Origin of the sequence: Parabacteroides sp. ASF519 (genome assembly GCF_000364265.2) — a bacterium.
GTDB classification, from domain to species: Bacteria; Bacteroidota; Bacteroidia; order Bacteroidales; family Tannerellaceae; genus Parabacteroides; species Parabacteroides goldsteinii.
Genome location: NZ_AQFV02000006.1, coordinates 6,260,536 through 6,279,470, shown reverse-complemented (window position 1 = coordinate 6,279,470; position 18,935 = coordinate 6,260,536). Strand labels below are relative to the sequence as shown.

9 protein-coding genes are annotated in these 18,935 nt (G+C 44.6%); 8 read left to right on the top strand and 1 reads right to left on the bottom strand.

Annotation, left to right across the window (positions count from 1 at the left end; all coding sequences use genetic code 11):
• Nucleotides 1-71 precede the first annotated feature (71 nt).
• Nucleotides 72-2,450 carry a glycoside hydrolase family 95 protein gene (locus C825_RS25325; RefSeq protein ID WP_173012310.1) on the top strand — a complete coding sequence of 793 codons (2,379 nt, stop codon included), beginning with the start codon at nucleotides 72-74 and terminating at the stop codon, nucleotides 2,448-2,450.
• Here C825_RS25325 and C825_RS25320 read toward each other — a convergent pair.
• Nucleotides 2,447-3,544, bottom strand: coding sequence for a porin (locus C825_RS25320; RefSeq protein WP_010800612.1), 1,098 nt, complete (start codon nucleotides 3,542-3,544; stop codon nucleotides 2,447-2,449). The genes C825_RS25325 and C825_RS25320 overlap by 4 nt on opposite strands.
• A 224-nt stretch (nucleotides 3,545-3,768) precedes the next feature.
• On the opposite strand from C825_RS25320, the gene C825_RS25315 reads away from it, so the two are divergent.
• The 7 genes from C825_RS25315 (at nucleotide 3,769) to C825_RS25285 (ending at nucleotide 18,763) form a co-directional block, all read left to right on the top strand.
• Nucleotides 3,769-4,866: a glycoside hydrolase family 88/105 protein gene (locus C825_RS25315; RefSeq protein ID WP_010800611.1), complete on the top strand. Its 1,098-nt coding sequence runs from the start codon at nucleotides 3,769-3,771 to the stop codon at nucleotides 4,864-4,866.
• Between the two features lie 38 nt (nucleotides 4,867-4,904).
• A complete protein-coding gene (locus tag C825_RS25310; protein ID WP_228100070.1) occupies nucleotides 4,905-5,594 on the top strand; it encodes an SGBP N-terminal domain-containing protein in 690 nt (229 codons plus the stop codon).
• 21 nt (nucleotides 5,595-5,615) lie between these two features.
• A complete protein-coding gene (locus tag C825_RS25305; RefSeq protein ID WP_010800610.1) occupies nucleotides 5,616-8,693 on the top strand; it encodes a SusC/RagA family TonB-linked outer membrane protein in 3,078 nt (1,025 codons plus the stop codon).
• 12 nt (nucleotides 8,694-8,705) lie between these two features.
• Nucleotides 8,706-10,163 carry a RagB/SusD family nutrient uptake outer membrane protein gene (locus C825_RS25300; RefSeq protein ID WP_010800609.1) on the top strand — a complete coding sequence of 486 codons (1,458 nt, stop codon included), beginning with the start codon at nucleotides 8,706-8,708 and terminating at the stop codon, nucleotides 10,161-10,163.
• 12 nt (nucleotides 10,164-10,175) lie between these two features.
• Nucleotides 10,176-10,775 (top strand): fasciclin domain-containing protein, encoded by a 600-nt coding sequence (locus C825_RS25295; RefSeq protein WP_009859660.1) that lies wholly within the window; start codon nucleotides 10,176-10,178, stop codon nucleotides 10,773-10,775.
• A gap of 78 nt (nucleotides 10,776-10,853) precedes the next feature.
• Nucleotides 10,854-14,624, top strand: coding sequence for a heparinase II/III domain-containing protein (locus tag C825_RS25290; protein ID WP_228100069.1), 3,771 nt, complete (start codon nucleotides 10,854-10,856; stop codon nucleotides 14,622-14,624).
• Between the two features lie 65 nt (nucleotides 14,625-14,689).
• Nucleotides 14,690-18,763, top strand: a complete 4,074-nt coding sequence (locus C825_RS25285) for a hybrid sensor histidine kinase/response regulator transcription factor (RefSeq protein ID WP_010800607.1) — start codon at nucleotides 14,690-14,692, stop codon at nucleotides 18,761-18,763.
• Nucleotides 18,764-18,935: the final 172 nt, after the last annotated feature.

Sequence of the window (18,935 nt, the reverse complement as noted above, 5' to 3'; positions counted from 1 at the left end):
TAAAGGAAATAGGACGGAAAATAATTCATCCTTCTATTGTTGCTTTATTGGTATTGCTGGCTTCCTGTGATATGGCAGAAGTGAAAACAGCCAATAAGATCGCTTATCACTTTGATGAACCTGCCCGCATCTGGGAGGAAACTCTGCCATTGGGAAACGGTCGTCTGGGAATGATGCCCGACGGTGGAATCAATAAGGAAAACATCCTGTTGAATGAAATTTCCATGTGGTCCGGAAGCAAACAGGATACGGATAACCCGCAGGCCGTCTGGTCGCTGGCAAATATACGCCGTCTGCTTTTTGAAGGGAAAAACGACGAAGCACAGGACCTGATGTATCGCACCTTTGTTTGTAAAGGGGCTGGTAGCGGTCAAGGACAGGGTGCCAATGTTCCCTATGGCAGTTACCAGTTGCTGGGAAATCTGGTGCTGGATTATGTATATGTAGACGGTTCCGATTCCGTAGCCGCTTACCGTCGTGAGTTGAATCTGAACGATGCGATAGCCTCTACTTCTTTCCGCAAGGGAAAAGTGAATTACAGCCGTGAGTCGTTTACCTCTTTCTCCGGTGATCTGGGTGTGGTTCATTTGATGGCAGATGCCGATAAGGCGCTTAACTTTACGGTGGGGATGAACCGTCCCGAACATTATGCCTTGTCGGTCGACGGAAAGGACTTGCTGATGAAAGGACAATTGCCGGACGGCGTGGATACGCTGGAAATGAAAGGTGTTAAATATGGCGCCCGTGTACGGGTTCTCCTGCCTAAAGGCGGTTCTCTGATCCCCGGGGACAGTTCATTGACCGTTCAGAATGCCTCCGAAGCCATCCTGCTGGTGAGTATGGCGACTAATTATAAGAACGAAGGATTTGAAGACCAACTGTTCTCTTTGCTGGCCGAGTCGGAAAGAAAAGATTATTCCACCTTGAGAAAGGAGCATGTCAATGCCTATCGTTCCCTGTTCGACCGGGTCGATCTGGACCTGGGTCGTTCCGCAAGGGATGAGATGCCGATCAATGAACGTTTGCATGCTTTCCAGGAGGATCAGAACGATCCGTCGCTGGGGGCCCTTTATTTCCAGTTCGGACGTTATCTGCTGATCTCGTCAACCCGTACCGGTTCATTGCCTCCTAATCTTCAGGGATTATGGTGTAATACGATCAATACTCCCTGGAATGGCGACTATCATCTGAATATCAATTTTCAGATGAATCACTGGCCCGCAGAAGTAACGAACCTTTCCGAATTGCATCTCCCGATGATCGAGTGGACGAAACAGCAGGTAGAAAGTGGAGAACGTACAGCCAAAGTCTTTTATAATGCACGTGGCTGGGTGACACATATCCTGGGTAATGTATGGGAATTTACTGCTCCGGGCGAACATCCTTCCTGGGGAGCGACCAATACGTCTGCCGCCTGGTTATGCGAACATCTGTTTACCCACTATCAATATACACTGGATAAAGAATATCTGAAAGAGGTCTATCCGGTGATGAAAGGTGCTGCTTTATTTTTTACGGATATGTTGGTTCGTGACCCGCGAAATAATTATTTGGTAACGGCTCCTACCACTTCGCCTGAAAATGCTTACCGTATGCCGAACGGCAAAGCTATACATATCTGTGCCGGTTCGACTATGGATAATCAGATTGTCCGTGAGCTGTTTACCAATACGATTGCGGCAGCCAATATCCTCGGAATTGATTCTGCTTTTTGTCAGGAACTGGCGGATAAGCGTTCCCGTCTGATGCCAACCACGATCGGTAAGGATGGCCGTATCCTGGAATGGCTTGAACCCTATGAAGAAGTCGAACCGCATCATCGTCATGTTTCCCACCTGTATGGACTTTATCCGGGAAATGAAATCTCTATGGAGCATACCCCCGAACTGGCGGAAGCTGCCCGTAAGACACTCGAAGCACGAGGTGATAAGAGTACCGGTTGGTCGATGGCCTGGAAGATCAATTTCTGGGCACGTTTGCATGATGGCGACCATGCTTATAAACTGTTGGTCGACCTGCTGCGTCCCTGTGTGGAAAAAACGACGAATATGGTGAATGGAGGCGGTTCTTATCCGAATCTGTTCTGTGCGCATCCGCCGTTCCAGATCGATGGCAATTATGGAGGTTGTGCCGGTATTGCCGAAATGCTTGTACAGAGCCAGACCGGAAATATCGAGTTGCTCCCGGCCCTGCCTACAGCCTGGAAGACCGGTAGTTTCAAAGGACTCAAAGTTCAGGGTGGTGGCGAAGTATCAGCTAAATGGGCAGAAGGAAAAATGACGGAAGCCGGACTTAAAGCCGTTGTTCCGGGAACATTCCGCATCAAACTGCCTGCCGAATCTTCTAATATGAGTATTAAAATGAATCAGAAACCAGCCTCCTTACCGGTTATTGACGGTATGCTGACAGTAGAGATGGAGGCAGGAGATTCGTTGTTGCTACAGTTTTAGAATAAAGGAATCTTATAAACAAACCCTACGGAAAGGCGTCCGGTGTTCTCTGCAAAGACATCGAACGCCTTTGCTTTTTCTGTCAGGCTGTAAGCCCGTCCGGTACCTGTCATGAAAAGATGCAGGTTGTCGTCTCCCATCGGGTAGAACTCGACCCCTCCCTGATATCCCCAGGCGGTACGGTATTTACCCGACTCGTAAGGACCGTTAGCCTTGTATACGGATGCAGTTTCGTACATCCCTTTTACAAACAGGTTCCACTTCGGATGGATCTGATAATTCAAACGGGCGACCAGCGATAGATAACTCGTATTTCCTATTGAAGCCCCGTTCTCTTCGTCTTCGGGTTCGAACTGCTCGGCCAGCAATCCCATCGGGTCCATCTTGCCCCGGGTGTACATCACATCGAAATATCCCAGGAATTTTCCGGCTTCCACCTGCTGTCCGCCCCATACCATCCACATCCAGTTCCCTTTGGCCTGTTGTCCGGCTGTAACGGAATAACGAAGAGATAACATCTCATCCAGATAGCTGCTGTTCCATCCCAGGTTATAGAAAGAAGGAGATTTGCTGCGGTTATCGTTGCCGTTCGTCACTTGTACACAGATCTCCTGTGTTCCGGTAGGTTCATAGCTGACGGCGACTCCTGTAAAATAGCATTCCATCCAGTCATTCATATCACTGTAATCGTAAATCCGGTAAGGATATTCGTCGTATTCGAAACCACCCCAGGCAGCATCCTGCTTTCCGGCAGTGACGGAGAATTTTTCGGAGAGTTGGAAGTTCACCCACGCATTCTCGATATAAGAACCGAATCCGTTGGCACGCACCCATTCATTCCGGTAACAGAGCACCTGGCGGTAGGCATAGGAAAGCCAGGGGAGGACGGTGCCGGTCGCTTCCAGCTTGAAATCATTCAACAGAAAACGGTCGCGTTCGGTTTCCCCGGAAAGCGCTTCGTTATAAGAACCATGAGTTTCGAGCGACAGTTTGAATACTTCCGTATTGTTAGGAATTAACGTCTTCTGCGAAGTAGCGGTAAAAGTAGTTCCCGTCAGCAAGGCCGACAGGCAAAATACAGTCAGTCGTTTCATGAATCTTTTTCTGTTTGTTGATTTGGGGTGCAAAGATATATATAAACGGGTAATATGGCAATAAGAGAGTTTTTGCTCATTTGTCTTCAAATTTAGTGCAAATCGTTTTTTTTCTGCTTTTTCCTGTGTAAAAGGCAAATAGAGACAAAAGGATGCTTATTCGGACAAAAGACCTTTTCCTTATCCCTGTACTTTTGGACTAAAAATCACCTAAATCGCAAATCATGAAATTGAAATTTGTTTTTGTCAGTGTATTAACAATCCAGCTTTGTTCCTGCTCTTTTTCTGGAGAAAAGAAATCGGCTGAAGAAGATATTTATTCAAAAGCATTTATTAAAGAGAAAATGCTCGATGTTTTCCGATGGCAGGTTAACCATCCGGTAGATATAAATGCGGAACAGGAACAGTGGGCCCGTTCTGTCTTTTATTCCGGTATAATGTATGCGTATCAGACAACTGCTGATCCGGCCTATCTGGAACAGACAAAGAAATGGGCGGATGGATGGAACTGGAAAAGAGGACGCCGGTACCGCCATGCAGACGATCTGGCCTGTGGGCAGGCTTATCTGGATGCCTATAAAGCAGAGAAGGAACCGAAGATGCTTCACGGGATACAGGAAGCAATAGATAGTCTGATCGCTGACCCTCAACCCGGTCGTGTCGATTGGTGGTGGTGCGATGCCTTATATATGGAACCGCCGGTGCTGGCCCGTCTGGCTACTATAACAGGTGATGGTAAATATTACGACTATCTGCAAGAAATGTATTGGGATTCAACTGATTTTCTGTATAGTAAAGATGATAGTCTTTTCTTTAGGGACAAGCGTTATTTCAATGCATTGAGAACCAATGGAAAGAAAGTATTCTGGGGACGGGGAAATGCCTGGGTGGTAGGCGGGTTGGCCCAACTCTTATCGCTGATTCCGGAAAAGAGTCCGATTTATAAGGATTATGAGGAACTGTATATGCAAATGATAACAAAAATAGCATCTGTTCAGCAACCGGACGGACTCTGGCGTGCGAGTCTTCTGGATCCGGAAGAAGTGCCCGTAAAAGAAACCAGCAGCAGCACATTTTTCACTTATGCCATGATCTGGGGAATTAATAACGGATTATTGTCTCGGGATATTTATATGCCTAAAGTACGCCGGGCATGGACTGCCTTGCTGGAGTGTATAGATGAAAACGGGAAATTGGGATATGTACAGGCTATCGGCGCTAGTCCTGAAAATGTAAAGGCAGCGGATAACCAGGAATATGGCAGCGGTGCTTTTCTGATGGTCGCATCCGAGATGTATAAATTCGCAGAGAGAGAAAAATAAAATAATAGATGTTTAACCTTTTTAGTTGTATTCGACACATGAAAAAACTAAGTATTTATTTAAGCACGTTTCTGTGCCTTATCTTTATCGGTTTTGGTTGTGGCAGTGAAGATCTTAGTGATTATCCGCCATCCAACATGCGTAGTATTGTTCGCTTTACATTGAACCCTGCCCAGAACGGAGGCAATGTTTTTGTACAGCACATTGCTACTATCGACCAGAGTAAAAAAACAATTACGTTGAAGCTGCCTTCACATCTGGACCTGAAAGAGATTCGTCCGGAGATTGTGGCGGCTCCCTGGACGAGTGTCACTCCCAAAAGCCTGGAGGCTGTCGATTTTTCCGCTGGTCTCATTGAATATACGGTTGTAGCGGAAAGCGGGAAAAAAGCCGTTTATGAAGTGGTTCTGGATATGACGTACAAGTATGCGGCCTGTCAATTGTATTCTGTTGCTATCCCTGCTGTTGCAGACCCGGAAACGGGAGAACCGGTGAAAGCGGTTTGTAATGAGAATAACAAAACTGCGACTCTTGTGGTGCCCGCAAACACAGATCTGACAAAACTGGTTCCGAAATTTGAACTTTCTCCGGAGTCTTTTAATGCCTCGTTTGACAAACCGGATGGAAAGGCCTATGATTTTACAGAACCTGTTCAATTCACAGTCACTTCGGAAGATGGCAAGAAGACTGCCACTTATACGGTCTCTGTAACAACGAAACAAGAATAATCACTTTAAATTCAGTATACAATGAACCACATTAATAAATACAGACAGTTTTTGCTCCTGTTGCTCTTTGTTAGCATTGGGACTGTCCTTTCTGCTCAGAATATACAAGTCACCGGTACAGTCACCGACAAACTGGGTCCGATGGCCGGCGTCAATATCGTATTGAAGGGAACACAAACCGGTACTATGACCGATATGGACGGTAAGTATTCGATCCAGGTGCCGGCTACCGGTGTTTTGGAATTTACGTTCCTGGGATATAATACACAAACGGTCAATGTCAATAGCCGGAAAATTATCCATGTAAGTATGGAAGAATCTTCCCAGGCTTTGGATGAAGTTGTCGTTGTCGGTTACGGTTCGATGAAGAAAAGGGATATTACCGGTTCTATCGTTTCTGTAAGTGATAAGGATATACAGTCCAATGAACCTGTAAACATTGCGTCTGCCCTACAGGGGAAAGTCTCAGGTCTGGATATTATGAGTACTTCCGAACCGGGTACTGCCGCTACATTCCGTATTCGTGGTACCTCCACTTTGAGTGACGGCGGCTCCAATCCGTTGTTTATTGTTGACGGAATGGAAGTTTCGAATATCGATAATATCAATCCGCGTGACATAGCATCCGTCGAGGTCTTGAAGGATGCCGCCTCTGCTGCCATCTACGGTTCCCGCTCTGCCAATGGTGTTGTCATTATTTCTACCAAACAGGGACAGGAAGGAAAAGCAAAAGTTTCTGCCAATTATTCATTGAAACAGTCACGGATAGGTAAAAAACTGGCCCAGATGAGCCGCTTGCAAGGTATCCAATATGAAACTTTACGTAATTTCCTGAACGGCAATTATACGACGATCGCCAACCGCGACTCTTTGAACCCGTCCATGACTGCTGACAATTTCTATCAGGATTTGTTGTTCAGACATGCGTGGACAAACCAGGTGGATGTCAGCGTTTCCGGTGCAGAAAAGAAATTGAAATATTTTGTCAGTGCAGGTTATCTGGGAGAGCAGGGTATTCAGGTCAACACCTTTAATAAACGTTTGACAACTCGTATCAATGCCGATTACAACGCGACTCCGCGTCTGACTATCGGTAATCGTCTGGCATTGACTATTTCCAACCAGCGCAGGTCGACCAGTGAATCCCGGTCGCGTCTCCTTCAGCGTCCTGCCAACTATAATGTGATAGAACCCGACGGCAGTTATACCCCGATTCTGGCAAGCCGTAGTAATCCTTTGGCTGAAAGTATGGTCGGAAAGAATAATTATAAGATATACAATCTGGACCTGTACGAGTTTCTGGAATACAAGATTTTGGACGAACTGAAGTTTAAAGCCAGTATTGCCGGTAGTATCAATTTACAGAAATACCAGAGCTTCCGTCCGGCTATCCTGGATGTGAACGGACGTCGTAAATCGACCAACCAGGACGATACGAAAACCAGTTGGACACATGAAGATGTGCTGACTTATAATAAAACGTTCAATAAAGACCATGCGTTAACCGTGTTGGGAGGTTTCAGTCTTCAGGAATTTAAAACGGAAATGACGAAACTGGCCGTTGTCGATAATATCAGTGACGCCATTGAAATTTCAAATGCCTATGGTGGTGTGGATATGACCAATACGAAAGCGACCTGGACTGCGAACCGGCTGGCTTCTTTCTTCGGACGTATCTCGTACAGTTATAAAGGTAAGTACCTGTTTAATTCAAACTTGCGTTACGACGGTTCTTCCCGTTTCGGTACGGATAAACGCTGGGGCTTTTTCCCGTCAGCCTCATTGGGATGGAGATTTTCGGATGAAGTTTTTATGAAATGGATGAAACCGGTAGTCAGCGATTCCAAATTACGACTGAGTTATGGTGTAACGGGTAACCAGGTTGCCGGAAATTTCTCTTCTTTGGGATTGTACACAACAAATTTCTATGCGGATATGCCGGGTATTTACCCGAACCAGTTAGAGAACAGGAATCTGGGATGGGAACAGACGCAGCAGTACAATATCGGTCTCGATGTCTCTGTCCTGGACGGAAGAATCGGATTGATAGCAGATTATTATAACAAAAAGACTTCAGATGTTCTTTATCAGGTTAAATTGCCGCAAACATCCGGTTTCAGCAGTTCTTATCAGAATATTGGCGATGTAAAAAATACAGGATGGGAAATAACGGTGAATTCAACCAATATTAAAACGAAAGATTTCCAGTGGAATACCTCATTGAACCTTTCGTTCAATAAGAATACGATCGTTTCCATTCCGGAGGGCGGACAACAGTTTATCAATACGGTATATATCCTGGATAAGGGATATGCGGTAGGAACTATGTATGGATGGAAAGCTAATGCTATTTTCCCGTATGATGAATCGAATGCCTTTACCCCCGACTGGAAACAGCTTACTCCGATATTTGATGAAAAAGACCGCTTTACCGGCTATGAACTGGATGGCAAGGCTTATGACGGCGAGATCAAACAGTATCGTTATAATACGGCAGCCGGTGATGTTTTCAAAGGCGGTGATGTTATGTGGGACGATGTCAATAAGGACGGTATCATCGATGCCAAAGACCGTCAGGTACTGGGTTGCGGACAGCCGGACGTGATCGGAGGTTTCAATAACGACTTTACGTATAAAGGATTCACACTTTCTTTGTTCTTCTCCTTTGCCATAGGCGGAGATGTATTCAATGCTTACGAGCAGAGCCGTTCGGAACATAAATGGTCGGCTATCACCCGCGGTAACCCAGCTAATATCGCTAATTCATGGAAAGCTCCCGGCGATATAGCCAAGTTCCCGAAACCAAATGGTGCGGCAGTCATGGATAATACCCGCTTTGCCAGCAGTCTCTGGATCGAGGATGGTTCGTATATCCGTTTGAAGAATATCCGTCTGGCTTATGAATTGCCTAAAAATATCGTGAAAAAGATCGGTGTTGAATCATTGAGCGTATCAGCTATGATGCAAAACTTCTTTACCTGGTCGAACTATTCCGGTTTCGACCCTGAATTACCAAGCAGCGGATTTGCCGTAGGTTATGATAATAACTCCTATCCGAAGGCAAAAGATATTCTGTTCGGAGTAAATGTTAACTTTTAAATGTATATGAAGATGAAAAAGATATATGCAGTTTTCTTGTCGACTCTTTTGTTCACCTCTTGCCTGAATGATTTTCTGGATGTGGACCCCGTGAGTGATATTGCAACTTCCACTTTCTGGCAGACTGATAATGATGTCCGTGCCGCATTGAATTCTGTTTATGCGGATTTCCAGACAAACTATAATAAGAACAGTGCCGGTAATTATATGACCTGGTTTGAGATGCGCTCCGATAACTTTGTGGGAACAACGGTTTCCAGCAGTATGCCTACCTATGCCGCCAATACCAATAAACTGAATTCATCGCATGTCTCTGCTGATTGGAATGTGTGGTATAAATCTATCTCTACTGTTAATTATGCTTTGCATTATATACCTGATGTGCAGGGACTGACTGCGATTAAGAAGGATAATTATTTGGCTGAGGCTTATTTCTTACGTGCTTTCTGTTATTTCAATCTGGCGAGAATATGGGGAAATGTCCCGTTGGTAGAAAAGCCGACTTTATCTTTGGCTGATGTTGAAAAACCGACTCAGTCTCCTCAGTCGCAAGTGTTGGACCTGGTGGGAAAAGACCTGGAAGAAGCTGTGAAATTAGTGGACGAAGGCCAGAATGATGTGTTCCGTTTCAATCCCGGTGCCTTGTATGCCCTTTATACCGATTACGCCATGTGGATGCGTGACTATGACAAAGCAATTCTTTACTCCGGGAAACTGATGGATTTGAAACGCTATTCGCTTCTCAAAGGGACTGAATTTGCCCAGGTTTGTGCAGACGGTACTACCAGCGAAAACATCTGGACAATGAAATGGTCTTACCAGAATAATAAACAGAACTGGATTATCTATATGATGTGCCGGACAGCTGCTCCGCAGATGATACCTTCGGAAGGAGTGAAGAACTTGTGGAATACGGAGGAATATCGTGTGGACCTTCGCCGTTATCAGACGATCGATACTACGATTGTCTATGCATCCAACCACATATCCAGTCCGAATGGCGATGCATCCATCTGGAAATGGCAACCGGGTGAACGTGTGATTGAAGCAAATGAAAAGTATGTTCCTTTTTACCGTTATGCTGATATTCTATTGCTGAGAGCGGAAGCGCTGAATAAGCAGCAGAGACAGGAAGAAGCACTGGAATTACTGAATATGATCCGCGAGCGGGCGGGACTGTCACTGAAGACGATGGACGATTTTACAAATGCTTCGGACCGGACTCTGGCTATGGAGGATGCTATCCTTCAGGAAAGGCAGCTGGAACTGTTGGGTGAGGGACGCCGTTGGTTTGACCTGATCCGTACAGGCCGGGCGATGAAAGTGATGAACGATTATTTTGAAAATTACATTGAAGCGCAAACAGGTGACGTATGCCCCCGCTTTACAGATGAATGGCAGCTTTACTGGCCGGTATATTATAATAATATTCTGGAAAATGCGAATTTGATTCAAAATGGTAATTATTAAAAAGATACAGATATGAAAAAAATACTATTCCAACTAATTGCAGGTTGTTTCATGGCTTCAATATTCAGTTCATGCAACCTGTTCGGACTTGATCTGCAAAAGGATTTTGAATATGAATACAGTCCGGTTGAACTGACAATGGATATGTCGGCCTATGCTTTTATTGAAAGCCGTAAAAATATGGATATGTCTTTGCTGTATGACGCAATTACACTGGCCGGTTACCAGCAGGAATATGAGATCGACGACCGTACTTTTATTATTCTGAATGACGTAGCGTTCACCAGTTATCTAAAGGATAATCGTTATTCCGGTTTGCAGGCAATGAAAGTAGAAGATATTAAGACATTACTGAATTCATATATTGTAAAGGGACGTTATCATTCTCTGGATCTGACAACTACACCGGTAAAAGTTGAAACCATGAATCCGGATGCAATCATGTATCTGAGCCTGAGACCTCAGAATAATGATGCACAAAATAAGTTTGAAGTCCGGATCAATGACGTGGTAAATTCGGGAAAGGTCGTTTCGGTAGTGACTTCCAATTTGCAGCCGACCAATGGCATTATGCATGTGGTCGACGCTTATCCGGAGTATAAGTTGAAATAATAAATTATGGAAAGTGTTCCGTATGTCCTACGAGACCGGTACACTTTCTTTTTATTCAGTTACCCAAATAGAGAAAAAATGAAACAGTATATCTTATTGATCGCCTTGCTTTTGCCGGTAGTCTTGCATGCACAGTCATTATCCGGGATCTCTTCGCATGAGGTTGTTCCGGAGCACCCCCGTCTTCTTTTAACCAAGGGAGAAGAAACACTGTTGAAGGATAAGATATCTTCCGAGCCTCTGTTGCAAACCTTGCACAACGAGATTATACAGGAATGCGACCGGATGCTTCCGCTACCGGTCCTTACCCGTAACCAGAAAGGGCGCAGAATCTTACATACTTCGCGTGAAGCTATCCGGAGGATTCTTTACCTGTCGTATGCTTTTCGTCTGACGCAGGAGGATACCTATTTTCTGCGGGCGGAAAAAGAGTTGCTGGCAATGGCCGGTCTGTCAGACTGGAATCCCAGTCATTTTTTGGATGTGGCGGAGATGACTTCTGCCGTGTCGATCGGATATGATTGGCTATATCCCCGGTTGTCTGAAAAATCGAGGAAACAGATTGCCGCAGCAATCAGGGAGAAGGGTCTGAAGCCATCGCTGGAAAAACAATATAATGGCTGGCTGGGTGGCAATAACAATTGGAACCAGGTTTGTAATGGAGGCATTACTTTTGGGGCACTCGCCTTGTATGAATTACAACCGGAGGAGTCTGCAGCTCTGATAAACCGTGCCCTGGAGTCGATACGCAAACCGATGACCGTCTATGTGAATAACGGGGCTTATCCCGAAGGATACGGTTACTGGATTTATGGGACGACCTATAATGTGTTGTTCATTGATCTGCTGGAAACAATCTGGAAAAAGGATTTTGGCCTTTGCGAGGCCCCCGGATTTTTAAATACAGCCTCTTTTATGCAACATATGGAAGGTACTGCCAAAGCAGTAAATAAACTGGCTGTCACAAAATCGCTGGAACGTGTTGCAGAATCAAAACATGTCAGTCTACAATGTTTTAACTTTGCCGATAACGGGAGTTCCACAGTCGTGAATCCGGTTATGTATTGGTTTGCCGGAAAGACGAATACCCCTTCGCTTATCTGGAGAGAACAGGATAAGTTGAAAACGCTTGAAGTCAGAAAAGATCCCAGTCTGACTAAAGACCGTTATCTCCCCATGTTGCTTATATGGGGTAAGGATCTCTCGTTTAAAGACGTCACGACTCCTGTCGAACGGATGTATACGGGACAAGGTAAAAGTGCTCTTGCTATTATGCGGACTTCCTGGGAATCGGATAACGCTATTTACCTGGGTGTGAAGGGAGGAACCCCGAAAGAAAGCCATGGACATATGGATATAGGCTCTTTTGTGATGGAGTCGGATGGCATCCGGTGGGCAATGGATTTCGGGGCACAGGATTATCATTCGCTGGAATCGAAAGGTATTGACCTGTGGAATATGACGCAGGAATCTCCCCGCTGGGATGTGTTCCGCTATAACAATATGGCTCATAATACATTGACTGTAAATGGAAAGAAACAGATCATAGCAGGACATGCCCCGGTGGAAAATATTACAGAGAAGGACCGACTGATGTCTGTTTCAATGGATCTTACGTCTTTATACCAAACGGAAGTCAGTAGCCTGAAAAGAGGTGCCGGGATTATCAATAACGAATATGTCCTGATCCGTGATGAAATCCGGACGAATGACAAGGCGGCTTCGATCCGGTGGAATCTGCTGACAGCCGCTACCCCTCAGATCATTGATGACCATACCATTGTACTTGTCATGGACGGAAAGAAACTGACAATACAAGCAGAAGGGACGGTTGCGATAAAGAGCAGGACCTGGAGTACGGAATCTCCCCATGAGTATGATGCTTCCAATAAAGGAACTATCTTTGTTGGATTCGAATTTGAAGTTCCGGCAAATACCCGGCAGTGTGTAGATGTTTGCCTGATACCCGGAGAAAAGAAGCCTTTTGCTTTGGCTGCGCAAGTACCGAAAAGTGTTCCTTTTGAAGAGAATAACCGGCAGCGGATCAATGAAATTGCCGGTTACCTGGAGGAAGAACCTGCTGGTTTTGGCGTATCCTATCACAACCGTGCGGAGTGGGAAAAGATTAAAGATAAAATTGACTATCCTTCTGTATTGAAAAAGGCTGAGGAGGTCTTGAATACGGAAATGCCGGCGTGGGATGATGAACTTTACCTGGAATTTTCGAAGAATGGGGTCAGGCCTCCCGGCGAGAAAATGCTGAATGCCCGGAAATCACGTCTGGCACCGTTGGTCTGGGCTGAATGTATGGAGAATAAAGGGCGTTTTGTCCCTAAAATAGAATCGACCCTAAAAGACCTGATCTCTCATCGTTCCTGGATACTTCCGGCCCACGATACGTATCTGAACGTGTTTTACGGGAAAAAACATGAAGTGGACCTGGCTGCGGCAGCTTTTGTCCATGAGTTGGCAGAGACTCTTTATTTCTTGGATGATAAGATCAGTGAACCGGTCAGGCAGGCAGTGATAGACTCCATGTATGTCCGTGTTTTCAATCCGGTTAAAGATGCTTTACAAACGGGGAAAGGATATACTTTTAACTGGTTCAATAATACGAATAACTGGAATGCCGTTTGTCTGGCAGGGGTTACCAGTGCTGCTGTCGGGGTTATAAAAGATAGGAAGGAACGTGCCCTGTTTGTTGCCGCAGCCGAATATTATTCACAGAACAGTGTGCTGGGATATACGGACGACGGATATTGTACGGAAGGGTTGGGATATTTTAATTACGGGTTCCAGCATTACATCATTTTACGGGAACAGTTGTATCAGCGCACCAAAGGCACTATAGACTTGTTCAAGAGTGAAAAGATGAAAAAGATAGCGATGTATGGCATCAATTTCGAAATTATCAACGGTGCTTATCCGGCTTTTGCCGATTGCCGGATCGGAACGACTGTCTCTCCGCTGATTTTATGGTATTGTAACCATAATCTGGGATTGGGGTTGTCTGCTTATGATCAGATCGATACCCGGGAGCTCCGGCCTTCGGTTTTTACTGCGATGTTACTTTTCCCGAATACAGCCTTACAGACATCCAGCCATGCTGAAAGTGCAGCAAAGACAGCCGGAAAACAACCGATCAGAATGTTCTTTGACAAAGCTGGTGTGTTGATTTGTCGTCCGGAAAATCCAACAGCACATTCGATGGGAGTTGCCCTGAAGGGCGGAAATAATGCCGAACATCACAATCATAATGATGTGGGAAGTTATTCTCTTATCATAGGAGATGAGACACTGGCGGGTGATCCGGGAGGTCCTTATCATTATGCCGGTGCGATGTGGACGGATAAACGGTATACATTCAAGTCGATTTCCTCTTTCGGCCATCCTGTCGCAGTGATAGACCAGGCGTTACAGGGAGCCGGAAAAGAATACCGGGCAGAAATCATCGGAACGGATTTTACGGCTGCCCGTGATGAATATGTCTTGGACTTAACGAGTGCTTACGATTGTCCGAATCTGAAATCATATACCCGTAAATTTGTGTTTGACCGTAGCGGAAAAGGTAGTTTGCTGATAGAAGATCGTTTCGAATTGGATCAGGCCGGCTCTTTTGAATCTGCTGTTACGACACTGGTCGACTGGCAGGAAAAGGGAGACAATACAATAAAACTGTCAGGTAAGCAACATACAGTCAATGTAAAAATAGAAGTATCATCTCCGAAAGGATATACCATTATCCCGGAAAAAATACAGGAAAACGGTCCTGAGTTTTCCCGTATCGGAATCCGTCTGAATGAAAAGTCAAAAAAAGGCTACATCCGTATATTTTTCGAAGCTGAATAAAGAACTCTCCCCTGAATATCCTATATTTGGGGGAGTTTTATTTCTATACAAAATGAGGGATTACGATGTTTAGATTCAGAAAAAATCATACTTTATACAAGCTGATACTATTTATTTGCCTGTCTTTCAGTTTGCCAGCTCTGGCGGGGAATATAAAAAACTACAAATTCCACACCTTGTCGCCTGAGGGTGGCTTTTATTATGATGGGGTAAAGTCTATTCAGCAGGATAGTGACGGCTTTATCTGGATCGTCATGGAGAACGATCTTTTTCGTTTTGACGGTTACCAGTTTAAAAGATATTATTCTTATTTCAGGATGCTGGATACCTCGGATAAATGGTACTTCCGGGATGTGGAACTGGATGCCCGCGGACATTTGTTCGTTTCAACCAATAAAGGGCTTTTCGTTTACGATAAGATTACCGATTCTTTTAAAAGAATGTTCAAGCCGAATACGATGAACATTAAAACGGATTCCCGGGGGAACCTCTGGCTGATAAGTGCCAGCCTGGGCATTTTCGATGTGGAGAAAAAGACCTTTTTCGGAATGGAGTCGGAAAAAGGTTTATTGTATAATGCCGTAATCCTGTGTGCTGATGAGGATGAACTTATTACCGGAACGTCCAATGGTGAGATATACCGGTTTGACTATGATAAAATGCTTTTTGAGCAAATTTGTGCGCTTCCGGATAATCAGGCAATTATCGAAATAAAAAAACATGGAATTGAGTTGTGGGTGCTGACCGAAAGCTATGGGCTGTATAAGCTGGATTATCAGACTTTGTCCATTATTAACCACTACAGCTTTTTTTGTACGCTGAATAACGAATATGTTCCGTCGAAAACCTTATATGTCGATAAAAACGGTTATGTCTGGGTTGGTACTCAGAGAGGATTATATATCATGAATCCGGAAACGGAGGAATATTCCCATTTCACAAATTCAAAATCGGATATTTTTACTTTGCCCAGCAACTCGGTATGGACGATAGAAGAAGATGCCCAGAAAAATGTCTGGATAGGTACTTACTCGGGTGGATTATGTTATCTCAATTTTCAGGAAACATCCCGTTTCCGTACATTCAGTCCCCGTGAAAACGGTTTGAACCATAAAGTGGTAAGTGGTTTTGCTGAGGATGATGAATCCCTGTGGATTGCTACGGAAGGAGGCGGTGTCAACCGGATGAATAAGAAAACGGGGGAGTTCAGGTATTATACCCATAATCCGTCGCGAAACAGTTTAACTTACGATAATGTCAAATCGCTGGTCATCGACTCGTCGCAGAACCTGTGGGTTGCCATGTACCGGGGAGGACTGGATTGCTTTTCTCACAAAACCTCGACTTTTAAACGATTCAATAAAGATTATCGCTCGGACAACGGAATGTTGACCAACGATTTGAGAAAGATAATACTGGAAGCTGATTCCGGCCTATGGATCAGCTATCAGTCGACCGGTATTTCTTTCTATTCGTTTGCTACGGACCGTTTTACTCATTATATGTCGAAAAGGGACAACAACAATAGTTCCATCTCGGATCTTTGCCGGGGGAAAGGTGATGATTTATGGGTAGTCAATAACGAGGAACTCTACTATATGAACGTCAGAACTAAAGAGTACAGGAAAATTGCTCCGGATTCGGCCTACAGCCTCAGGGCACAGGCGTTATGTCTGGATGAAACAGGGAATGTCTGGATTGGAACGGTTGGGAGCGGGTTGGTTAGATATGATGTGAAGAATAACCGGTTTTATTCCGTCAACGATATTTTACGCTATGACGTATCCACTATTTACAGTCTTTGTACGGATGATGATAACGATCTCTGGATGGGTACGGATAACGGCCTGTTTAAATATAATATAGAGAAAAATACTTTTTTCCGTTTTGATAAAAAAGACGGGATACAGGGGATCGTATTTTATCCGAAGGCCTGTATGAAAGGGAAAAACGGTGAATTGTATTTTGGCGGGACTAACGGCTTTACAATTATCAATCCGAAAGAAGTGTTGCTCAGTGAATTTAAACCGACTGCTATTATTACCGATTTTTATATAGACAATGCGATTGTAAAACCTGATTCAACCGGTTCGCCGTTGCACCAGTCGATTTCTACCACCAGAGAGATCGTTTTGGATTATAACCAGATAAATTTTGGTTTTAAGTTGTCTTCCGATAATTACCTGATACCGGAGAAGAACCGGTTTAAATACAGGTTGGTGGGATACGATCAGCGTTGGATAGAGATCGATGCCACAAGCCGGATCGTGTCTTATGCCAAAGTGCCTTCGGGTAGTTATACTTTTGAAGTGATGGCATCCAATAATGATGGGGTATGGAATGATGTTCCGACAACGATCCGGATCAGAAGGTTGCCGGCTCCCTGGTTTAGCTGGTGGGCGTATACGATTTACGGTTTCCTGTTTTTTACTTTGGGAGGAACTGTTTTATATTACTACAATCATCAGAAAAAACTGAAACTGGAACTTTATATGGATTCTCTGGAAATGAAGAAGAAGGAAGAGAACCATCAGGCTCAACTGCGCTTCTTTACAAATATTTCCCATGATTTCCGAACTCCGTTGTCTCTTATCATGGCTTCTGTCGAGCATATGCAACAGCAGTACGGGAACAATCATTATATCCGGTTGTTGAACAGTAATACCCGCCGCCTGCTGAATCTGGTTAATGAACTGATGGATTTCAGGACGGTGGAGAACGGAAAAATGAAGCTGAAGGTCCATTTGTCCAACATCAACCGTTTTGTTCAGGAGGTTGCTTCTGATTTTCAGGAGTATGCTTTGCAAAAGGAGATCGACTACACGATTCAGTGCGATCCGGCTTTATCTGCGTCTGTTTACTTCGATGAACAGATCATGGAGAAAGTAATCATGAACTTATTGAACAATGCTTTCAAGTACACAGGCAACGGAGGGCATATTGTCGTCGAGACCCGGCTGGATAAGGAACCTTTCCGGTCCGGTTTTAAAAACAGCTATAAAATACAATCTAATCCGGAGTTGGTTCGGACTTTCAGTATTCTGGTCAAGGATACAGGCGTCGGTATCTCTGCCGAATCTATAGCCCAGGTGTTTGAACGTTTCTATAAAGTCGATTCGGATGATACGGAGGCTCATATCGGTTCCGGAATCGGGCTTGCATTGGTAAAAAGCCTGGTATTGTTTCATAAAGGAGCCATTTCTATTTATAGTGAACGGAATAAAGGAACGGAAATGCTTGTGCAGTTTCCTCTGGATAAAGAAATGTATGATGCTGCGGAACTGTTGGAAAATGAAGCATCAGCGAAAAATATGACATTGTCATATTTTATCGAACCGGAATCAGATAAACAGGAATCTTTCTTGTTGAGAGACAGGAAACGAATCCTTTTGGTGGAAGATAATGAGGATTTGCGCGGTTTGATGGCAGGGCATCTTCGTGCTTCTTTTGAAATTGTCGAGGCCGGGAATGGGGCGGAAGCATCCGGTATAGTGGAAGAAATGGAAATCGACCTTATCATCAGTGATATTATGATGCCGGTAAAAAACGGAATCACTTTATGCAGGGAGATAAAGGAAAACATGAACTATTCCCATATACCGTTCATTATGCTGACAGCCAGAGGAGGATTAGAGAATCAGATGGAAGGGTTGGATTCCGGTGCGGATGCTTATTTTGAAAAGCCGGTCGATTTCGGACTTCTGAAATTGACTGTGCAGAATATATTCAGGCAACAGCAAAACCTGAAGGAACATTATGCCCGGAATTATTTCGTTGACAGCCGGGAACTGGCGGCTAACCAGCAGGATAATAAATTTATCAGCCGTCTGATCGAGATTATCGAGAGCCGTATCGACCAGCCGGACATGGATGTCAGCTACATTGCCTCCGAGTTATCGATGAGCCGGAGTAAACTCTATGCGAAAGTCAAATCGTTAACGGATAAATCGATCGTCGAGTTCATCAGAAGTTACCGTCTGCGAAAGGCCGCAACATTACTGATAGAGGAAAACTTGTCTATCCGTGAAACGATGGAGCGGATTGGTATCGAGAGCCAGTCATACTTCACCCGTGTCTTCAAGAATGAGTTCGGAATGATCCCTACTGCATTTATTCAAAAGAACAAGGCCGGAAAGTAAAATTACCCTTGGGGTCTAGCCGGCTGCCTGGGACATACAATGACTTTGTTCTGGGGTAGAGTGATTTTCCCTTGATCTTCTATTCATATCACAGCTGTGATACAAAAGAAATCCATCTGTGAAACAAACGGAATCCAACTGTGATATGAAAAGAAGACAGTAGTGATATGCA

Excerpts from the sequence above, each read along its gene's own strand:
- C825_RS25325 (WP_173012310.1), top strand. The coding sequence starts at position 72 with ATGGCAGAAGTGAAAACAGCCAATAAGATCGCTTATCACTTTGATGAA.
- C825_RS25320 (WP_010800612.1), bottom strand. The coding sequence starts at position 3,544 with ATGAAACGACTGACTGTATTTTGCCTGTCGGCCTTGCTGACGGGAACT.
- C825_RS25315 (WP_010800611.1), top strand. The coding sequence starts at position 3,769 with ATGAAATTGAAATTTGTTTTTGTCAGTGTATTAACAATCCAGCTTTGT.
- C825_RS25310 (WP_228100070.1), top strand. The coding sequence starts at position 4,905 with ATGAAAAAACTAAGTATTTATTTAAGCACGTTTCTGTGCCTTATCTTT.
- C825_RS25305 (WP_010800610.1), top strand. The coding sequence starts at position 5,616 with ATGAACCACATTAATAAATACAGACAGTTTTTGCTCCTGTTGCTCTTT.
- C825_RS25300 (WP_010800609.1), top strand. The coding sequence starts at position 8,706 with ATGAAAAAGATATATGCAGTTTTCTTGTCGACTCTTTTGTTCACCTCT.
- C825_RS25295 (WP_009859660.1), top strand. The coding sequence starts at position 10,176 with ATGAAAAAAATACTATTCCAACTAATTGCAGGTTGTTTCATGGCTTCA.
- C825_RS25290 (WP_228100069.1), top strand. The coding sequence starts at position 10,854 with ATGAAACAGTATATCTTATTGATCGCCTTGCTTTTGCCGGTAGTCTTG.
- C825_RS25285 (WP_010800607.1), top strand. The coding sequence starts at position 14,690 with ATGTTTAGATTCAGAAAAAATCATACTTTATACAAGCTGATACTATTT.